The organism is Pseudomonas sp. MWU16-30317 (genome assembly GCF_020515695.1).
Taxonomy (GTDB): Bacteria; Pseudomonadota; Gammaproteobacteria; order Pseudomonadales; family Pseudomonadaceae; genus Aquipseudomonas.
The window spans coordinates 33,413-51,324 of record NZ_JAIWJA010000009.1; the positions used below are offsets into that span (position 1 = coordinate 33,413).

The window sequence follows — 17,912 nt, forward strand, 5'->3', positions numbered from 1 at the left end:
AAGCTGCTGATACAATGCTGCACTTGCTTATCGTCCAGACTGATCAGGAGCACACGGTGCCCGTCGTTTTCGTCGCTGCTTCCAAGCTGCCAACCCCATTCGCCCAATTCACCATGCATGGCTTCCTTGAGGAGGCCACCGGCCGCGAGCACGTTGTGCTGACGCTGGGAGCGGTCGGCGATGGAGCGCCGGTATTGGGTCGTGTTCATTCCGAGTGTCTGACGGGCGACGCGCTGTTCAGTCAGCGTTGCGACTGTGGCTCGCAACTGGAGGCGGCGCTGCAGGCCATCGCCCAGGAAGGCCGTGGCGTCCTGCTGTATCTGCGTCAGGAAGGCCGCGGGATCGGTTTGATGAACAAGATCCGCGCCTACGAACTGCAGGACGGTGGTGCCGATACGGTCGAGGCCAACGAGCGCCTGGGCTTCAAGGCCGACCAGCGCGATTACGCGATCTGCCTGCCAATGCTCGAGCATCTGGGCATCACGGCGCTGAAGTTGATGACCAACAACCCGCGCAAGGTCAAGGCACTGACCGGCATGGGGATCAATATCGCCGAGCGCGTACCGCTGCACACCGGCCATAACCCCCACAACAAGCACTACCTGGCTACCAAGGCCGGCAAGCTTGGGCATATGATGGGTAATGAGCATCAAGGCGAAGTGGATCGCGTCTGATCCGGATTCTTTAGACGTTTTGAAAATCAATGTGGGACCGGGCATAGCCTGGTCCCACATTTTTTTTGACCTGCCCGTTAGATTAGGCCAACCGCTGCCGAATCGCCGCTTCGATCCCCGCCTCATCCAGCCCGCACTCGCTCAGCATTTGCGCAGGCTTGGCGTGCTCGACATAGACATCCGGCAAGCCCAGGTGCAGTACCGAGCGCAGGATGTCCTCCCGTGCCAGGAATTCGCTGACCGCCGAACCGGCGCCGCCCATGATGGCGTTCTCTTCGATCGTCACCAACAGATCGTGGCGGTTGGCAATGTCGCGCACCAGCGCCTCGTCCAGCGGTTTGACGAAGCGCATGTCAACCACGGTCGCGTCGAGCTTGTCAGCCACCTTGAGCGCCTCGGCCAATTGCACGCCGAACACCAGCAGGGCGATCTTGCTGCCTTCGCGGCGGACCACGCCCTTGCCGATTTCGATGGGTTCGAGGGCCTGGGTGATCACTGCGTTGGGGCCAGTGCCGCGTGGATAGCGTACCGCCGCCGGCCCGTTGAACTGATGGCCGGTAGTGAGCATGCTGCGCAGTTCGTTCTCATCGCTCGGCGTCATGATCAGCATGCCGGGGATGCAGCGCAGGTAGGACAGGTCGAAGCTGCCGGCGTGGGTCGGGCCGTCTTCGCCCACCAGACCGGCGCGGTCTATGGCAAACAATACGTCGAGGTTCTGCACGGCAACGTCGTGGATCAGTTGGTCATAGGCGCGTTGCAGGAAGGTCGAATAGATCGCCACCACCGGTTTGGCACCTTCACAGGCCATGCCAGCCGCAAAGGTCACGGCATGCTGCTCGGCGATCGCCACGTCGAAATACCGCTCCGGGAAGCGCTCGCTGAACTCGACCAGATCCGAGCCTTCCTTCATCGCCGGGGTAATTCCTACCAGGCGCGGGTCAGCTTCGGCCATGTCGCATAGCCACTGGCCGAACACGCCCGAGTATTTCGGACCGCTGGCCTTTTTGACCACCGCCGTGGTGGTCGGCGCCGCAACGGGCTCGAGCTTGGTGATGGCGTGATAGCCGATCGGGTCGACCTCGGCCGGCGCGAAGCCTTTGCCCTTTTTGGTGACCACATGGAGGAACTGCGGGCCCTTGAGATCACGCATGTTGCGCAGCGTGGCGATCAGGGTTGGCAGGTCGTGGCCGTCGATCGGACCGATGTAGTTCCAGCCCAGCTCTTCGAACAGGGTTCCGGGGACCAGCATGCCCTTGGCGTACTCTTCAGTGCGCCGGGCGATTTCCCAGGCCCCGGGCAGGCGCGAGAGGACCTTTTTGCTGCCCTCGCGCATGCTCGCGTAGGTGCGGCTGGAGAGGATCTTGGCCAGATAATTGGACAGCCCACCGACGTTGCGCGAGATCGACATGTCGTTGTCGTTGAGGATCACCAGCATGTTGGCGTTGACCTCGGGCGCGTGGTTCAGCGCTTCGAAAGCCATGCCGGCGGTCAGCGCGCCATCACCGATGACCGCGATCGACTTGCGCTCGCTACCCTGCAGGCGGGCGGCGATAGCCATGCCCAGGGCGGCGCTGATCGAGGTACTCGAATGACCGACGCCAAAGGTGTCGTACTCGCTCTCGGCACGGCGTGGAAAGGCGGCGAGGCCTTCCTTCTGGCGCAGCGTAGCCATGCGCTGGCGGCGATCGGTGAGGATCTTGTGCGGGTAGGCCTGATGGCCCACATCCCACACCAGACGGTCGTCGGGGGTGTCGAACACGTAGTGCAGCGCGATCGTCAGTTCGATCACGCCCAGGCCGGCGCCGAAGTGACCGCCGGTCTGGCCTACCGTGTACAGCAGCTCCGAGCGCAGCTCGTCGGCCAGGGTCTCGAGTTCGGCTTCGCCAAGACGGCGCAGGCCGGCCGGTGTCGCGGCGCTGTCGAGCAGCGGCGTCATCGGGCGTTCGCGGGGAAACTCTTGAAACGTCGTTGGCATCAGGCGAATCGTTATAGGTGTGAAGAGGCGGCAGTTTACCTTATGCAGCGCTGACTGCCCACGCAGTGGACGGCCTGCAGCTAGCAAAAGGTGGCTTAGCTGCGACGGTCGACGATATAGCGTGCCAGGTCGCGCAGCGGCTCGGCAGCGGCGCCAAAAGGGCGCAGCGCGTGCAAAGCCTGGTCGCGCAGCTCCAGGGCGTAGGCTTTGGCAGCCTCCATCCCGAGCAACGCAGGGTAGGTCGGTTTGTCGCGGGCGATATCGGCGCCCTGGCGTTTACCCAGGGTCTCGGTATCGCTCTCGACGTCGAGAATGTCGTCCTGCACCTGGAACGCCAGGCCAACGGCCTGCGCGTACACCTGCAGGGCCTTGAGTTCGTCCTTTTCGGCGCGGCCACTGGCCAGGGCGCCGAGGCGCACGCTGGCTTCGATCAGCGCGCCGGTCTTGTGACGATGCATGTAGGCGAGGGCGGTCTGGTCGAGCTTGAGGCCCACGGAGCCAAGGTCGATCGCCTGGCCGCCGACCATCCCGGCAGGGCCGGCGGCCAGGGCCAGGGTGCGGACCATTTCCAGGCGCGTGGCATCGCTGGCCTTGGGGCTCAGCTGGATGTCGAGCAAAGCGCTGAAGGCCATGCTCTGCAAGCCGTCGCCCGCCAGGATCGCGCAGGCTTCATCGAATGCCTTGTGCGTGGTTGGCTGGCCGCGGCGCAGATCGTCATCGTCCATGGCCGGCAAATCGTCATGCACCAGCGAATAGGCGTGGATCAGCTCCACGGCACACGCGGCGCCGTTGGCGTCTTCGGCAGCGCTGCCAAAGGCCTCGCAGCTGGCGTACACCAGCAGGGGGCGCACACGCTTGCCGCCGTTCATCACGCTGTAGCGCATGGCCGCGTAAAGGCGTTCGAGCTGCGGCGCAGGTGCGGCGAACAGGGTGTCCAGCGCGGCATTGACGCGTTGCTGGCAGACGTCCTGATAGCGCTCGATCATTCGGCGGGGTCCTCGTCGAGGGCTTCTTCGACCAATTCGCCGTCGCGTTCGAGCAGCAGTTGCACTTTCTGTTCAGCCTGAGCCAATGCGCCTTGGCACTCGCGGGTCAGGCGGATGCCCTGTTCGAAGGCGGTCAGAGAGTCTTCCAGCGACAGCTCGCCGTTTTCCAGGCGCTCGACCAGCGTTTGCAGGTCCGTGAGCGATTGCTCGAAATCCACGGAAGCTTTTTTTCGGGCCATGGCGGCTATCTCGATAGGTTTTCAACCGGCGCGACACTAGCAGAGCGGGGGCTTGCGGGCAAATGCACGGCGCATGAAAACGGGTTTTCGACCAGTATTCTGGCCATTCAAGAGCGGTCGAGATATTCCCCGATCATCACCTCCCCACTACCACCGATACCGCGCAGGACCAACGACAACTCGATGTGCTGAGCACACGGCTCTTTACGGCCCAGTCATTCGAGGGATTGGTAGCACCCGCCTAAAGCGGTTCCCGATCCGGTCGCTCAGCGTTTTTCCCCTCGAAACTGTGATGCCCTGCTGTCAGTATTCGTCAAGACTGCTAACCCCCGCTGCCGTCGGGGACTGACAACAGGGCCTTTCATGCAAACGCTGTTGAACGAGATTCTCGACGAAGTGCGTCCTCTGATCGGACAGGGCAAAGTGGCCGATTACATCCCCGCGCTGGCCGACGTGCCGGCGCAGCAACTGGGTATTGCCGTGTATGGCAATGACGGGACTTACTATTGCGCAGGTGACGCGCAAACGCTGTTCTCGGTGCAGAGTATTTCCAAGGTGTTCAGCCTGGTGCAGGCCATCGGACATTCCGGGGAGGCCATTTGGGAGCGCCTCGGGCACGAACCTTCGGGGCAGCCATTCAACTCGCTGGTGCAGCTGGAATTCGAGCGCGGACGGCCGCGCAATCCCTTCATCAATGCCGGCGCCTTGGTAATTTGCGACATCAACCAGTCACGTTTTGCCGCGCCGACCTTGTCGATGCGTGATTTTGTGCGGCGGCTGTCGGGCAACCCGCAGGTATTGATCGACAGCAAAGTTGCCGACTCCGAATATCAATTCCGCTCGCGCAATGCCGCCATGGCGTACTTGATGAAGTCGTTCGGCAACTTCCATAACGAAGTAGAAGCTGTGCTGCGCAGTTACTTCAGTTATTGCGCACTGCAGATGAGTTGCCTGGACTTGGCCAAAGCTTTTTGCTTCCTCGCCAACGAGGGCTTCTGCAAGCACAGCGGTGAGCAGATATTGACGGCGCGCCAGACCAAGCAGGTCAACTCGATCATGGCCACCAGCGGTCTGTATGACGAGGCCGGCAATTTCGCCTACCGGGTCGGCTTGCCGGGCAAGAGTGGCGTAGGCGGCGGGATCGTCGCGGTGGTCCCGGGGCGCTTCACCGTGTGCGTATGGTCACCGGAGCTCAATGCCGCTGGCAACTCCCTGGCCGGTATGGCCGCGCTGGAACTGCTCAGTGAGCGGATCGGTTGGTCGGTGTTCTGACCTGCCCGAGGCGGGGCGGTAAAACTCCCGCATAGGTTACATTTTGTAATGGATCGGCGTATAACGCCGCCTGCGCGACCCGTCGCGCATGCACGCAGAAGCCTTCGGGCCTCTGTCAAACGGAGTCTGTGCTCGCTAAGGACAGCCAGCGGCGATGCACTTGTCGGTCCCTGCTTATGAAAACCTTGAAGCTTATTGCTGTACTGATTCTGCTGCCCGTCGCCCTCGGCTTGTTCGGCACCTGGGAGCTGCAGCGCAGTGCGGATCGTGCCGCTGAGTTGGCCGAAACCCAATCCGCCCTGCAGAAAATCCGCCCGCAACTCGAAGCCTTGGCCGCCAAGCGGGGTGCTGTCGCGGTCGTCGATCTCGACGGTGAAAGCGTGGGCGTCATGGTGGCGCTGTCTCGCGTCGCCCAGGCTGAAGGTGATCTGCGCACCCTTGGGCCGCTTAGCGAAGTCATGCGCGGCCTGGCCAAGGGTGTCATTGTGCTCGGTGCGCTGGCCACGCTGGCCACGCTGGTCGGCGTCCTTGGCTTGCTCGGCCTCGGTATCGCGGGATCTCGCGCGCGGCAATCGCGCGATCAGCTGCTGCGCACCTTTACCCGCGTCAGCCGTGTCCTGCCCTACGTGTTGGTCGGCCATATCATCGCGATGGGTGCGGCGGTGGCGGCGATCCTTGCCTACGAAGCGCTGGGCATCTGGCATGCCGGGCGTATTTCTGCCGGTGAAATCAAGTTGATGCTCGCGGCACTGGTAGTGGTGCTGGTATGCCTGTACTCGATCTGGGAGATGGGCAAGCAGCTGCGCGTCATGCTGCGCATGTTCGAACCGACAGCCATGGATGTTCTCGGCCGCGCCATCAATGTTGAGCAAGCGCCGGTACTCTGGGCGTACGTCGACGACCTGGCCAAACAGCTGGGAGCCCTCGCTCCGGAGCACATTGTGCTGGGCATGACCGAAGGCTTTTACGTGACGTCCAGCGACCTCCAGCTGATACCGTCAAATACCGTGCTCAAGGGCCGCACCTTGCATATCCCGCTGATATATCTGGGCGTGCTCGACAGCGCAGAGACCAGCGCCGTGATCGGCCACGAACTGGCGCACTTCGCCGGCGCCGATACCGAGTACAGCCTGCGTTTTTTGCCAATCTATGACGGAATTGGCCGCAGCCTCGGGGTGATAGCCGAGACCATGAACGCCAGCGACCTGTTGCAGCGCACGATCCTGCGCCCGGCGTTCATGCTCGGCATCTACTTCATGGAAAGCTTCCATCACGCGGTCAATCACTGGAGCCGCAGCCGCGAACTCGCCGCCGATGCCGCTGGTGCAAGGCTGGCCGGCAATGCCGCTGCCGCTTCGGCGCTGGTGCGAATCTCCGCAGTCGATCCACTGCTGCATGAGCGCATCGGCGAGCACCTCGGTCGGGCGACCCGGCCCACGGCAGACCGGCTGGTGCCCCATGATCTGGCCACCAGCGTGCTGCACGAACTGGCCGCGCAAACCTTTAGCCTGCCCGCCGAAGAACTGGCCGCGCAGTTGCCGCACCCCTCCGACACACACCCCTCCAACGGCGAGCGCGTCGCCGCCTTGCAGATCAGCGCTGAGGAAGCGGTACGCCGTGGCACCCGGGCCATGGACGCACTGCATGCGTGCGCCGCAATGGATTACTACTTCAGCGATCCGCAAGCGTTGCGCCTGGGTCTCACCGAGGATTTTCTCGAGCATTACGTCGCGCGTGATGCCGAAGTCGTCGAGGAACTGCGCACCTACGCCAGCACGGCGGTGGACGATGTCAAATTGCACGAAGGCGCCCGCACACGGGGCATCTTCTCGATGGTGTTCTTCGGTATGTTCCTGTTGCTGGGTATTGGCCTGCTGGCTTTCACCGTGGCCCGACCGGACCTGGTGCAAGATAAAAAGCCGCTGTTGATGCTATGTGGCCTGGGCCTGATCGGCCTTATGTTGATTCTGATGGTGATCTCGCTGCGTATGATCAAGCGCGCGGACATGCCGGCACTGTTGCTGACGCCAGAGCACCTGGTCTTCAACAACTTCAAGGCACCGATAGCCATTCGGCACATCGCCGACTTCGGGATTACCGATGGTCAGGGCGTGGTGCTGACCCTCTACCTGGAAGGCGACGCACCGCTACCAGAGCGCGTATCCAGCTCGTACTTCGCCCCGAATGCCAAGCTGCTGAAGCGAAAGCGCGCGGTGCAGTTGCAGTTGATGCAGGTGCGTCGTGACGGCAAGAAACTCAAGGCGCAAGCACTGGCAGAACTGATTGGCACCTACCTGAACGCCGGCAACGCCCGGCACCTGTTGCAACAGCGGTTCGAAGGGGGCGTTTGACGCCCCCGGGCGAGTCAGAGCGAATAGCGTTCGATCACTTGATGATGGGGCTGGGTATCCACCTGGCAGTGCTCGGCCAAATGCAGCCAGCACAGCTGATGGGGCCACTGCGCCGTAGCCGCCCGCAAGGTCTCGTGCAGGTCGGCGGCGGGCAAGTGCGCGGGAATCGCTACCGTGAAATACATCCCCGGTAGCGGCGCCTGATCAGTCTGCTCGCCGTCGCTGAGCTGATAGTCGCTGTTGCTGTGCACCCACAATTGCCAGCCTTTCGCTTCGATCTGCTCGCGCAATGCCCCGAACGCGGCATCGCCGGGATGCACTCCGTCTACCAGCCAGCTCGGGCCAAAGCCGCCTTTTTCAAGCACGTGAACCATCAGATAGGTGGGCACGAAACGCTCGCGCTCCCGCTCATCCTCAGGCGGCTGAAACAGCATCGAGGCATCGAACACGACCCGATCACCCACGTGCTGCGCATGCTTGTGGTAAGCGTTTTCGACGATCCGCGCGGTCACCGGGCCGGTACGGCGGGCGTAGTAGTCGACCGCCTCGCCGTTCTCGACAAAGCGCACGATGGCCCAGCCCCAGTCTTCTTCGATCGGCCCCTGCTGGCTCGACAGCTCCATCTCCAGCCGCTGCGCCACTTCGCGTACGCTGGCCCAGTCTTCGGCGCAACTGGCCGCGGTCATCAGGTCCCACAGCGTCGGGCCCGGTTGCTCGAGCACTTCGACCAATTGGCGGTAGCACAGCGTGGCCTCGGTGAAACGCTCTTGCTTCATCAAGGCACGGGCGAGCATGTCGCGGGCACCATGACGCTCGGGGTCCAGTGCCAGTACCCCACGGCAGGCACGTTCCAGCTCTGGCCAATCGCTCAAGCGCTCGGCCATCCGGGCCTCGCACCACAGCGCGGTCAGCGGTACGGTGGGGCGATAGAGCTGGATCAGGCGTTTGACCTGTTCATGCTCGCCGCTGTCCAGCAGTTGGCCGAGCAGGTAATAGGCCATGCGGTCTTCCTGCTCGGTGTGTTCGCGCACGTAATCCCACAGCAGCGCGATGCCTTGTTCTTCCGCCGAACAGGCCTGCAGCGCACTCGCGGTGTTTTCCAGCAGGGCGACATCATCGGGGCGTTGTTGCAGGGCGCGCAGCAACCATTGGACTTCGACTTCCGGGTCGCGCGGTGGGCGCTCAGGGTCTTCGCGGTCGAGCCAGGTCAACAGCTCGTCAGCCGGCACTGGCAAGGTGTCCTGATCGGGCATGGCGTCCACCAGGGCCGAGAGTTCAGCCAGCAGGGCGCTGGCGCCGCAGTCGGCCTTGAGCTTGTCCACGTGGGGCAGGGCCAGCGCCAGATGGCGCCGAGCGCTCCAGGCCGAGCCCCGTTGCACCGCCAGGCGCACCGCCGGTTCAGTCAGGTCGATGACCAACCGGTGGGTGCCCTGGCGCGAGTACTGCAGCAGCGTGCGGTAGACCGTGCTGCCCAGACCCCAGGTATTGCGCTCGGGCGCGCGCTGCACCAGCTCGTAGACGATACGTACCCAGTTCTTGCGATAGCGCGGGGCGATCTCGTTGTACGCCGGAACCAGCTCCATGGCTTCGTCGTCCCGGCCCAGGCCGACCAGTGCCAGTGCCTTGGCCAAGTCCCGCGGCTGGGTGGTGTTCTTCCATTCCGGGCCGTCGGCCTTGGCCTCCAGCGCCTCGATCAGCAACAAGGCATCGGCCGGGCGCCCCATGGCCAAGAGCGCGTGGACGCGGACTTCCGCCAGGCCGCCAAAGTCCTCTTCGCCGGCATCGATGATCTTTTGTTCCTGCTCGTCCATGTAGGCCAGCACGTCGTCGTAGCGCCTGGCGTCGAGCAAGGCCTCGCCTTTTTCCACCGAAAGGCACTGATAGCAGGCCCAGCTCGGATCGATGCGGGTCATGGTCTCTTCGCACACTTCAATGCGCTCCGGCACCCAGCCCGGGCCGTCGATGTTGGCGTAGCAGGTTGCCAGATCCTGGGTCACGCACACCGATTGCGGACAATCGATGGTGTTCTCGCGGTGCGCGGCCTCGAACAGCGACACGGCGTCCGCCAAGGCAGTTTCGCCCTCCATCTGGTTGCCCAGGCGGTTGCGCATTTCCCAGTGCCGGGTAAATACGTCCAGCCACGGATTGGCCAGCGTCTTGTTGATCGCCTTGACCTCGGGCAGCAGCGCCTCGGCGCGTTCGACCTCAAGTTCGGAGACGTAGTTGGTCAACTGGTTGATGCTGTCTGCGCTTTGCCCTTGGCCTGCGTCACGCAGATCGTCCTGAAGTTTTTCTACCCAGGCCCAAATGTTCATGATGGTTCTTCCCTGTCTCTTGGCTGATCGCGGTTATTTATGCAGCAGTTGTTGCACCGTCTCGGCCAGGTCTATCAGTGCCTGGTTCAACGAGGGGCCGGCCGGGCCATTGCCTTGTCCGGCGATAATCACCTTGAAGGCCTTGAGCAACTGGGCGGCGTGCCCGGCGCGTGGATTGTCATTCTGTGCGGCCTGGATCAACGCCTGAATGGCCGGGTTGTCGAGGTTCAAGTACAGCTTGGTCAGGTACGTGGCGTCGACTTTCTGGGTGAACTGCCGCGCCAGGCGCAGGGCCGAGGTCGAGACCCGCTTGTCGTTCTGGTCCTGCTCCAGGCGTTGCTTGAGCTGCGCCTCGTGATCAGGCACCACCACCAACGGCAATTCGGCCGGGCTGAAACGGGCGATCACCAGGCGTTCTTCGTTGGCCAGATGGTCGTGCAGCCATTGACGGGCGGGCTCGTCGAGCTCGGCCAGTTGGAACAGCTGACGGTTACCCTGCTCGGTACCCAGTTCGATCAAGCGCACCTTGCGCGCCTCGGCCCAACGCCGCAAGAACGGCACCACCGCATAACGATTGCCCAAGGCCACCGGTGCGCCCATGGCACGGAACAGCATCTCTTCGAAGCCGCTTTCGTTGTCGAGGATCACGTACAGCGCGCCTTTGAACAGCAACTCGCTGGCCGGCAGATCGCCTTGCGAGGTCGGTACTTTGACGCTGTCCATCAGCAAGCCGAACAGCCGCTCGTCGCTCAAACAGGCGCCCAGCAGCGCCTCGTTGTGACGCACGAGCACGCGGCGCCAGGCTTGTGGTTGGGTCTTGCCCAACGCCACCAGGCCGTCGATCAGTGCTTCGCTCAAGGTGTGCTGGATGGCGTGGTAATGGGTGTCGCGCTGCAAGTCCTCGCGGCTGGCGGTCGGCGTCAGGCGGTTGGATTCGATCACTCCGCCGATAAAGCCAGCCCAAGGCGGCAGCAGGTCGCGGGCATCGTCGTCGAGCAACATGCCACGCAGGAACACCGACAGATTGCGGTTGTCGGTGGTGCCATAGGTGCCGCCGTCCTGCACCCACAGCAGGCCCACCGCATCGCTGGCCCCCTCGGGGCGCACGGGCATGCAGCAGATCGGCTCGAAGTTGTGCTCGAAACGCGCGGCGAACTCCAGGTTGCGGCGCACCTGCAACTGCGGCATCAGCGTTGCGGCAGTCTCGTCTCGCCATGGCGGCGGTGCCGGGTTGATCGCCTTGCCGTCCTCGCCGACATGAATCGGTTCGCGCAGCAGCACGCAATAGCGCTCGAGGATTTCCCGAAGGTGGGCGGTGCGCGTCAGCATGCCGAAATCATCCTGCAGTTCGAGGATGATCTCGGTACCGACTGGCCTTGCCGGCATGGCGCTGACGCTGTATTGCTCGGCGTTGGTCGAGACGTAGACGAAACCCAGATCGGGTGTCTGGTACGACGTTGTGCGCACGGTGACGCGCTTGGCCAGCACGAAGGCCGACAGAAAGCCCAGGCCGAACATGCCGATCAGGCCGCTGTCGTCCGGGCCGTCCTGGCGCAGCGTGCGGGTATAGCTGACGCCCACGGTGGCGAGGAAGTTGTGGATCTCGGACTCGGTCAGCCCGGCCCCGGTATCAATGATCCGCACCGTGTTGGCGCTGCTGTCGCCAAGCACCTCGATGCGGCTCTGGCCTTGCCAGCCGGGTTGCTCGTGGCGGCGGCGCAGGATCGAGTCGTGGGCGTTCTGCACCAGCTCGCGCAGCGCCACCATGGGCGTGGAGTAGAGGTGTTTGCTGAGCACCGACATGACGCCGGAGAGGTCGACGCCTGCGCGACGGATTTGCGCGGGCTCGGAAGGGGTCGGGTCAATAGGGTTCATGTCGATCCTGACGTTATTGACGGGTGCGCTTTGCTCGGGGCACGGCCCAGGCAAGCGGATTGAGGAGGGGGATTTTGCCACAGAAGTGCAGAGGTGGGCTGCGCCCGGAAGGGAGACGCGGGTCCAATAAACTGTCGGACCCGCCTCGATACACGCTGGCTTACAATTTGAAGCGGCCGACCAACTGGTTGAACGACACCGCCAGACGCGACAGGTCTTGGGTCGAGGCCGACGTTTGATGGGCGCCGGCGGCGGTCTGCGTCGACAAGTCCTGAATGTTGACCAGGTTGCGATCCACTTCACGGGCTACGTGGGCTTGCTCTTCGCAGGCGCTGGCGATGACCAGATTGCGATCGTTGATCTGGCCGATGCCCTCGGCGATCATTTCCAGCGCGTCGCCGGTCGCCATGGCGAGTGTCTGAGTGTTGGTCACCAACGATTGACTCTTGCCCATCGCCACTACCGCTTGATCGGCGCGCGATTGCACGGCGCCGATCATGCTTTCGATCTCGCCCGTGGACGATTGGGTGCGCGCCGCCAGCGCCCGCACCTCGTCCGCGACCACGGCAAAGCCGCGGCCCTGTTCACCGGCACGCGCCGCCTCGATAGCTGCGTTAAGGGCCAGCAGGTTGGTCTGTTCGGCGATGCCACGGATCACGTCCAGCACCTTGCCGATATCACGGACCTGTACCGCCAGGTCCTCGACGATGTCGGTCGACGCCTTGATTTCGACGGTCGCGCTGTTCACCGCCTTGACGGCGTCGCGGGCCTGGCCAAGGCCGCTGCTGGCCTGGGTGCTCGCGGTCTTGGACGCCTCGGAAGTCGACATCGCGTTGCGTGCGACTTCTTCCACCGCCGATGTCATCTCGGTGACGGCCGTGGCCGCCTGCTGGATCTCGTCGTTCTGACGCAGCAAACCGCGGCTGCCGTCTTCGGTCACGGCGTTGAGTTCCTCGGCAGCAGAGGCAAGCTGGCTAGAGGCTTCGGCGATCTGATTGATGGTGGATTTGAGGCTGCCTTGCATGTCGCCCAAAGCGTTCAACAGTTGCCCGGTTTCATCCTTGGCTGGACTGCCGACCTTGTGGGTCAAGTCGCCGCCGGCGATACGCTTGGCGCTCTCCACGGCCACGGCGATGGGGCCGCTGATCATGCGGTTGATCAGCATGCCCAGCGCCAGCGCCGCGAGGAACGCGATGGCGATACCGATATACAGCGCCGTCTTGGCCGAACTGGCTTGGGCCGCAGCATCGCTGGCGCCCTCACCGATCTGACGGTTGTTGGACTCGACCATGATGGTCAGCTCGTCCATGATCACTCGGTAGCCTTGTTGTACCTCCCCGGAAATCAGTGCGCGAGCACCGACCAGGTCGCCTGCCTGCAATGCGGTAATCACCTTTTGCACCGAGCTTTGATAGGCCGGCCAGTCTTTCTCCATCTTGTCGCCGGCTGCGCGCTCGTCGTCAGCCAACGGGGTGGCGCGATAGATCGCGAAGGCCTTTTCGCTGGCGGCGCGGTTGCCCTGCATGCTTTGCAGAATCGCGTCCTTGGTGCTTTGCGGCGCTTCGCCAGCGGTAGCGGCGATGAGGCTGTATAGATCGCGCTGCTGGGCGATCGCGTTGCTCTTGGCTTCCGCCGTTTTCGCCACCGACACCAGGTTGTTGGCGAACACCGAGTTGAGGTTGTCAGACAGTTGCGATATGCCGCGGCTGCCGAGTATGCCGACACCCAAGGTGATAAGCGCACACAGCCCGAAAGCCGCGATCAGTTTGCTGGAGAGTTTTGCATCGCGAAGCCAATTCATCGGACATGTCCTGGGAGTTTGCTCGCTGCGAGGGCAGGTGCGAGCAATGTATGAAAGTGGGGGCCTGGTAGCTGGGTATCGGCTTGAACGGGCGTGGCTTGAACGCCGGTTGTCTGGGGAATGTCGGTGTTGCCCGATGTGCTGGGAGATCCCTCTTCACTCAAGGATCCCTTGATTGCTGATCAGCTAGGGTTTTCGATTCTGCGCGTTATCCACTCGCGACTGTATTCCAGGACCCTGCCCGCCATGGCTGTCGGGAAATGGATGAACCCGTGCGGCGATTCCGGCAATACATACACCTCCACATCTGCCGACGCTTTCCAGCGATCAGCGAGATTGACGGTGTCGTCCAGCAGCGGGTCAATCTCACCGGCAAACATCAGTGCTGGCGGGAAGTCCGCTAGGTCGCCATAGAGCGGTGACAACGGTGGCTGCCGACGTTCTTCATCGCTTGATCCGGGTGTGAGCGTGCGCAACGCCTCGACCATGCCAGGGCCGTCCAGTACCAGCGTTTCGGGCCCGGCGGCATGCACACTAGGTGTGCCAGCCATGTCGTAGACACCATAGAACAGCACCGCGCCGCTTATGCGCCGCAGCAATTCGGGCCAGGTCTTGAGCGCCGATAATGTGGCAGCTGCCAAGTGCCCCCCAGCAGATTCGCCAACGATAATGACCGGCACGTCAGCGAATTCTTTACAGCTGTCGCTCAGGAAGTAGCGCGCGGCCGTCAGACAGTCGTCCATCATTCCTTGGATCGGTGTTGATGTCGCAAGCCGGTAATCAACCGATACAACCGTGACGCCGCATTCCTGGACCATCGCCACGTTGCGATCATCATCCATCTGCGCGTTGCCGATGACCCAGCCGCCACCGTGTATATCGATTACCAGCCCTTTGGCTTTACCGGCGGGCCTGATGATTCTCACGGCCACGGGTACGCAGCCGTCCAGGAACACCGAACTGGTTTCGATGCGCAGCCCGTGCTTGGCGGTTTTGATCAGGCTACCGAACTGGCTGGCGCGTAGTAGCGCCTGGATCGCGAGCGGCGTAATGCGGTTGCGGACTCGAAACCGTGGCGCCCATGCGAGCGCTTTGTTGATCCTGCGTATTTGAGCGAGTTCCCGTTCGCCGCGACACCAGCCTTGTTCGATATCCATTGTTCCTGTCCTATGGTGGGGATGAGATCTGTAGATATGGAGGATGGATCAAGCTGCTAGGTTCCGGCTGATGCTACTGGCAGTCCAAGTCCGGCACTCGAACAGGATACGGCTCGTATCTACAAGCCAGAATTTGCCGGCTCCATAGTGTGTTTGTGGATAATGGCTATTTTTCTGTAGGTAAGGATTTTTTATTTACAGCCCGCTGGAGCTTTACCATGAGGCCATCAGCCAGATGAGTGCAATCCTCTCTTTGTCTGCAATTCGGCGACTTGCCACGTTTTTTAGACGCTTGGGTAGCCACTTACTGGCGGCGATGCTGAATCCAGCAAGAGGTGCGCTGGCTGAATAGTAAAGCTGTGATATCCCAAATGAAAAAATCCGCGCCGTCAAATAGCAACGTGTTAGATAGAAAGAGCATGTTGCTACAGATTGCGGCAAGAATTTTATCGAAACAATCGATAAGATTTCGAATGGTATGTGTATTAAGACTCCGACCTAATGGGCTGTGCCTATCGATAATAGTGTGACTGCTGCTTTTGCTATGGAAAGGAGGCTGCCTCGGTCTTGCGGTAGCTTTATCTGGCTGATAGCGGCCTTTAGCATGGGTATTCCCTTCCCTTGGTTAGTTCTAAAAATCCAATGTTTGTCAGGCATTAAAAAGCCGGCTTGTGGCCGGCTTCTCGGGGACGGTCTTGGTCTGTTTTTGGCAAACCGCAACCGTCTTCAACAGGTAGTCCACCAGTACAGGGACTGTAGTGGAGGGCGTGCACGAAAAAGTCATCCGTGGCGCCGGGCAAATGCACTTCCTGGGGAAGGATTGCCTTAGGTGGGGCAGAGGATACTGAAGTTGGGTGCGGTTGCCCAGCAGAAACGAAAAACCCCAGCACATCGGCTGGGGTTTTGGGTCACGCGCAGTGCGGATCAGCCTTTGTAGGCAGCCACCGACTTGGTGATTTCAGCGCGGGCAGCGTCAGCATCGCCCCAGCCTTCGATCTTCACCCACTTGCCTTTCTCGAGATCCTTGTAGTTCTCGAAGAAGTGCTTGATCTGCTCGAGCAGCAGCGGCGGCAGGTCGGTGTATTCCTTCACGTCGACGTACAGCTGCGACAGTTTGTCGTGCGGTACGGCGATGACTTTGGCGTCGCCGCCACCGTCGTCGGTCATGTGCAGGATGCCGACCGGACGGGCACGGATGACCGAGCCTGGGGCCACTGGGTACGGGGTCACGACCAGCACGTCGAGGGGGTCACCGTCGTCGGCCAGGGTGTTGGGGATGAAGCCGTAGTTGGCCGGGTAGAACATCGGGGTGGCCATGAAGCGGTCGACGAACAGAGTGTCGCTGTCTTTGTCGATTTCGTACTTGATGGGCGCGTGGTTGGCCGGGATTTCGATCGCGACGTAGATGTCGTTCGGCAGATCTTTGCCAGCCGGAATCTTGCTGTAGCTCATTGGGCGTTGCCCCCGTTGTCAGGCCTGATGGATTGGCCGATTTAGCCAAAAAGTGGTCCGGATTATAGGCATATTCGCAGCGGCTTGCCATGGTCGGCGGGCGAGAGCGCTCGCGGAGTAAGGCATACAGGCAATGACGACAGTCAGGCCGCCTTCGCCAGCGAGCTGTGCTCCCACAGGTATACGGCTCGGGATTGGCGACAGGTGGGGGCATGGCGTGCCCGCGAAGAGGCCGGCACAGCTCGTGCAAAACCATAGATCCCGCACGGGTCTGGATTGAATGGTGCTCAGGCGGGCTGTGGCTGCTGGTATTGCGGGTCGCTACTTTGGAGTTGCTGCAGACGCGTCAGTGGATCCTGGCGGTAGAAGAGTTTCAGCTGTTCGTAAACCTGCGGGTAGGCATCGTGAAGCAGGTCAGGTGCGCTGAAAAAATATTCGCTGGTGACGGCAAAGAATTCCCCGGGATTTTCGGCGGCATAGGGATCGATGGCCGTTTCCGCGTCCGGATCAGCTTCGAGCTTGCGATCGAGGTCGTCATAGGCAGTTTGCATGGCGCTGGCCCAGGCGGCCACACGCATGTTGTTGTGCAGAGGCGGCAGGCCGTTGACGTCGCCGGTGAGCATGTCGAGTTTGTGCGCGAGCTCGTGAATGACCAGGTTGTAGCCTTCCCAGCCGCCGCTGGCTTGCACGCCGGGCCAAGCGAGGATGATCGGGCCTTGTTGCCAGGCTTCGCCGCTGCGCTCGTCATCCCATACGTGTTCGACGCCGCTGGCGTCGCGGTGGCGTTGCGGGCTGAGGAAATCGTCGGGGTAGAGGACAATCTCGTGGAAGCCGCGGTACCAATCGGCCTCGGGCAGTTCCAGTAGCGGCAATTGGGCTTGGGCGGCGAGGAGCAGCCGACCATGGTCGTCGAGATTGACGCCGGGCAGAGCGGTCAGGCGTTTATCCCGCAGGAACAGGATGCACAGTGCCTGCAGGCGTTGATCCTGGGCGCTGTCGAGGCCGTCGAGCATCGACAGCGCCTGGCGCACGCCGGCCCAGAGTTCAGGCGCCAGCGCGTGCCTGTCGAGGGTTTTGCGCCTGCGCCAGGCGCGCCAGGACCACATGACGTCAGGCTTTGGCGGTAGGGCTGACGCGGCTGCGGATGAAGCCGATGATCATGGGCAGGGCCGAGATGAGGATGATGACGACGATCATCAAGGTGAGGTTTTTCTTGATGAAAGGCACGTTGCCGAAGAAATAGCCCAGGGCAACCAGGCCGCATACCCAGAAAACCGTGCCGAGCACGCTGAAACCGAGGAAGCGCGGATAGGACATTTTGCCGATCCCGGCCACAAACGGCGCGAAGGTACGGATGATCGGCAGGAAGCGCGCAAGGGTGACGGTCTTGCCGCCGTGGCGCTCGTAGAAGGCGTGCGTCTGATCGAGATAGTCGCGACGGAAGATTTTCGAGTTGGGGTTCTGGAACAATTTGTCGCCGGCAAATCGGCCGATCAGGTAATTGGTGCTGTCGCCGAGGATTGCAGCCGCCATCAGCAGTACCGCCAGCAGGATCGGGTCCATACCGCCGCCTGCGGCTACGGCGCCGGCGATGAATAACAGGGAGTCGCCAGGCAGGAATGGCGTTACCACCAGGCCCGTCTCGCAGAAAATCACCAGGAAGAGAATGGCGTAGATCCAGACGCCGTACTGGTTGACCAACTCATTGAGGAACACATCAAGATGCAAAATGATGTTGAGTAGGCTGAGTTCCATGCGCGTTACCTGTGTGTGGGTCCGAAACTACGGATCAAGAGGGTAGAAGTGGGCGGCATT

General features: G+C 62.0%; 13 protein-coding genes. 3 read left to right on the forward strand and 10 right to left on the reverse strand.

Annotation, left to right across the window (positions count from 1 at the left end):
* Positions 1-56: 56 nt before the first annotated feature.
* Positions 57-674 (forward strand): GTP cyclohydrolase II, encoded by a 618-nt coding sequence (gene ribA / locus LIX93_RS22500; protein ID WP_226506272.1) that lies wholly within the window; start codon positions 57-59, stop codon positions 672-674.
* Between the two features lie 82 nt (positions 675-756).
* Here ribA and dxs read toward each other — a convergent pair whose 3' ends face one another.
* The 3 genes from dxs to LIX93_RS22515 form a co-directional block, all read right to left on the reverse strand.
* On the reverse strand, positions 757-2,649 hold the full coding sequence (dxs, locus tag LIX93_RS22505; RefSeq protein WP_226506273.1) for a 1-deoxy-D-xylulose-5-phosphate synthase: 1,893 nt from the start codon (positions 2,647-2,649) through the stop codon (positions 757-759).
* A 95-nt stretch (positions 2,650-2,744) separates the two neighbouring features.
* Positions 2,745-3,635: a (2E,6E)-farnesyl diphosphate synthase gene (ispA, locus tag LIX93_RS22510; RefSeq protein WP_226506274.1), complete on the reverse strand. Its 891-nt coding sequence runs from the start codon at positions 3,633-3,635 to the stop codon at positions 2,745-2,747.
* Complete coding sequence (locus tag LIX93_RS22515) at positions 3,632-3,874, reverse strand: exodeoxyribonuclease VII small subunit (RefSeq protein ID WP_226506275.1); 243 nt, start codon at positions 3,872-3,874, stop codon at positions 3,632-3,634. Before LIX93_RS22515 ends, ispA begins: the two co-directional genes overlap by 4 nt.
* Positions 3,875-4,237: 363 nt before the next feature.
* Here LIX93_RS22515 and glsB point away from each other — a divergent pair, with 363 nt between their 5' ends.
* Together glsB and LIX93_RS22525 are read left to right on the forward strand one after the other, a co-directional pair.
* Positions 4,238-5,146 (forward strand): glutaminase B, encoded by a 909-nt coding sequence (glsB, locus tag LIX93_RS22520; RefSeq protein ID WP_226506276.1) that lies wholly within the window; start codon positions 4,238-4,240, stop codon positions 5,144-5,146.
* Positions 5,147-5,322: 176 nt separating this feature from the next.
* Entirely contained in the window at positions 5,323-7,497 is a 2,175-nt protein-coding gene (locus LIX93_RS22525; RefSeq protein WP_226506277.1) for a M48 family metallopeptidase, read from the forward strand.
* A gap of 14 nt (positions 7,498-7,511) precedes the next feature.
* Here LIX93_RS22525 and LIX93_RS22530 read toward each other — a convergent pair whose 3' ends face one another.
* The 7 genes from LIX93_RS22530 to LIX93_RS22560 form a co-directional block, all read right to left on the reverse strand.
* Entirely contained in the window at positions 7,512-9,812 is a 2,301-nt protein-coding gene (locus LIX93_RS22530) for a hypothetical protein (RefSeq protein ID WP_226506278.1), read from the reverse strand.
* 33 nt (positions 9,813-9,845) lie between these two features.
* Complete coding sequence (locus tag LIX93_RS22535; RefSeq protein ID WP_226506279.1) at positions 9,846-11,687, reverse strand: ATP-binding protein; 1,842 nt, start codon at positions 11,685-11,687, stop codon at positions 9,846-9,848.
* Positions 11,688-11,847: 160 nt separating this feature from the next.
* On the reverse strand, positions 11,848-13,488 hold the full coding sequence (locus tag LIX93_RS22540) for a methyl-accepting chemotaxis protein (RefSeq protein WP_226506280.1): 1,641 nt from the start codon (positions 13,486-13,488) through the stop codon (positions 11,848-11,850).
* Positions 13,489-13,670: 182 nt separating this feature from the next.
* The gene (locus LIX93_RS22545; protein ID WP_226506281.1) at positions 13,671-14,645 is read right to left on the reverse strand and encodes an alpha/beta hydrolase; all 975 of its coding nucleotides are present in this window, start codon (positions 14,643-14,645) and stop codon (positions 13,671-13,673) included.
* A 924-nt stretch (positions 14,646-15,569) separates the two neighbouring features.
* Positions 15,570-16,097 (reverse strand): inorganic diphosphatase, encoded by a 528-nt coding sequence (ppa, locus tag LIX93_RS22550; RefSeq protein ID WP_049860823.1) that lies wholly within the window; start codon positions 16,095-16,097, stop codon positions 15,570-15,572.
* Between the two features lie 287 nt (positions 16,098-16,384).
* Positions 16,385-17,203: a M90 family metallopeptidase gene (locus LIX93_RS22555; protein WP_226506282.1), complete on the reverse strand. Its 819-nt coding sequence runs from the start codon at positions 17,201-17,203 to the stop codon at positions 16,385-16,387.
* A gap of 4 nt (positions 17,204-17,207) precedes the next feature.
* A complete protein-coding gene (locus LIX93_RS22560; RefSeq protein ID WP_226506283.1) occupies positions 17,208-17,852 on the reverse strand; it encodes a DedA family protein in 645 nt (214 codons plus the stop codon).
* Between the last annotated feature and the right edge of the window lie 60 nt (positions 17,853-17,912).

Excerpts from the sequence above, each read along its gene's own strand:
- LIX93_RS22535 (WP_226506279.1), bottom strand. The coding sequence starts at position 11,687 with ATGAACCCTATTGACCCGACCCCTTCCGAGCCCGCGCAAATCCGTCGC.
- glsB (WP_226506276.1), top strand. The coding sequence starts at position 4,238 with ATGCAAACGCTGTTGAACGAGATTCTCGACGAAGTGCGTCCTCTGATC.
- LIX93_RS22560 (WP_226506283.1), bottom strand. The coding sequence starts at position 17,852 with ATGGAACTCAGCCTACTCAACATCATTTTGCATCTTGATGTGTTCCTC.
- ppa (WP_049860823.1), bottom strand. The coding sequence starts at position 16,097 with ATGAGCTACAGCAAGATTCCGGCTGGCAAAGATCTGCCGAACGACATC.
- LIX93_RS22555 (WP_226506282.1), bottom strand. The coding sequence starts at position 17,203 with ATGTGGTCCTGGCGCGCCTGGCGCAGGCGCAAAACCCTCGACAGGCAC.
- ispA (WP_226506274.1), bottom strand. The coding sequence starts at position 3,635 with ATGATCGAGCGCTATCAGGACGTCTGCCAGCAACGCGTCAATGCCGCG.
- LIX93_RS22540 (WP_226506280.1), bottom strand. The coding sequence starts at position 13,488 with ATGAATTGGCTTCGCGATGCAAAACTCTCCAGCAAACTGATCGCGGCT.
- LIX93_RS22525 (WP_226506277.1), top strand. The coding sequence starts at position 5,323 with ATGAAAACCTTGAAGCTTATTGCTGTACTGATTCTGCTGCCCGTCGCC.
- LIX93_RS22545 (WP_226506281.1), bottom strand. The coding sequence starts at position 14,645 with ATGGATATCGAACAAGGCTGGTGTCGCGGCGAACGGGAACTCGCTCAA.
- LIX93_RS22530 (WP_226506278.1), bottom strand. The coding sequence starts at position 9,812 with ATGAACATTTGGGCCTGGGTAGAAAAACTTCAGGACGATCTGCGTGAC.
- dxs (WP_226506273.1), bottom strand. The coding sequence starts at position 2,649 with ATGCCAACGACGTTTCAAGAGTTTCCCCGCGAACGCCCGATGACGCCG.
- LIX93_RS22515 (WP_226506275.1), bottom strand. The coding sequence starts at position 3,874 with ATGGCCCGAAAAAAAGCTTCCGTGGATTTCGAGCAATCGCTCACGGAC.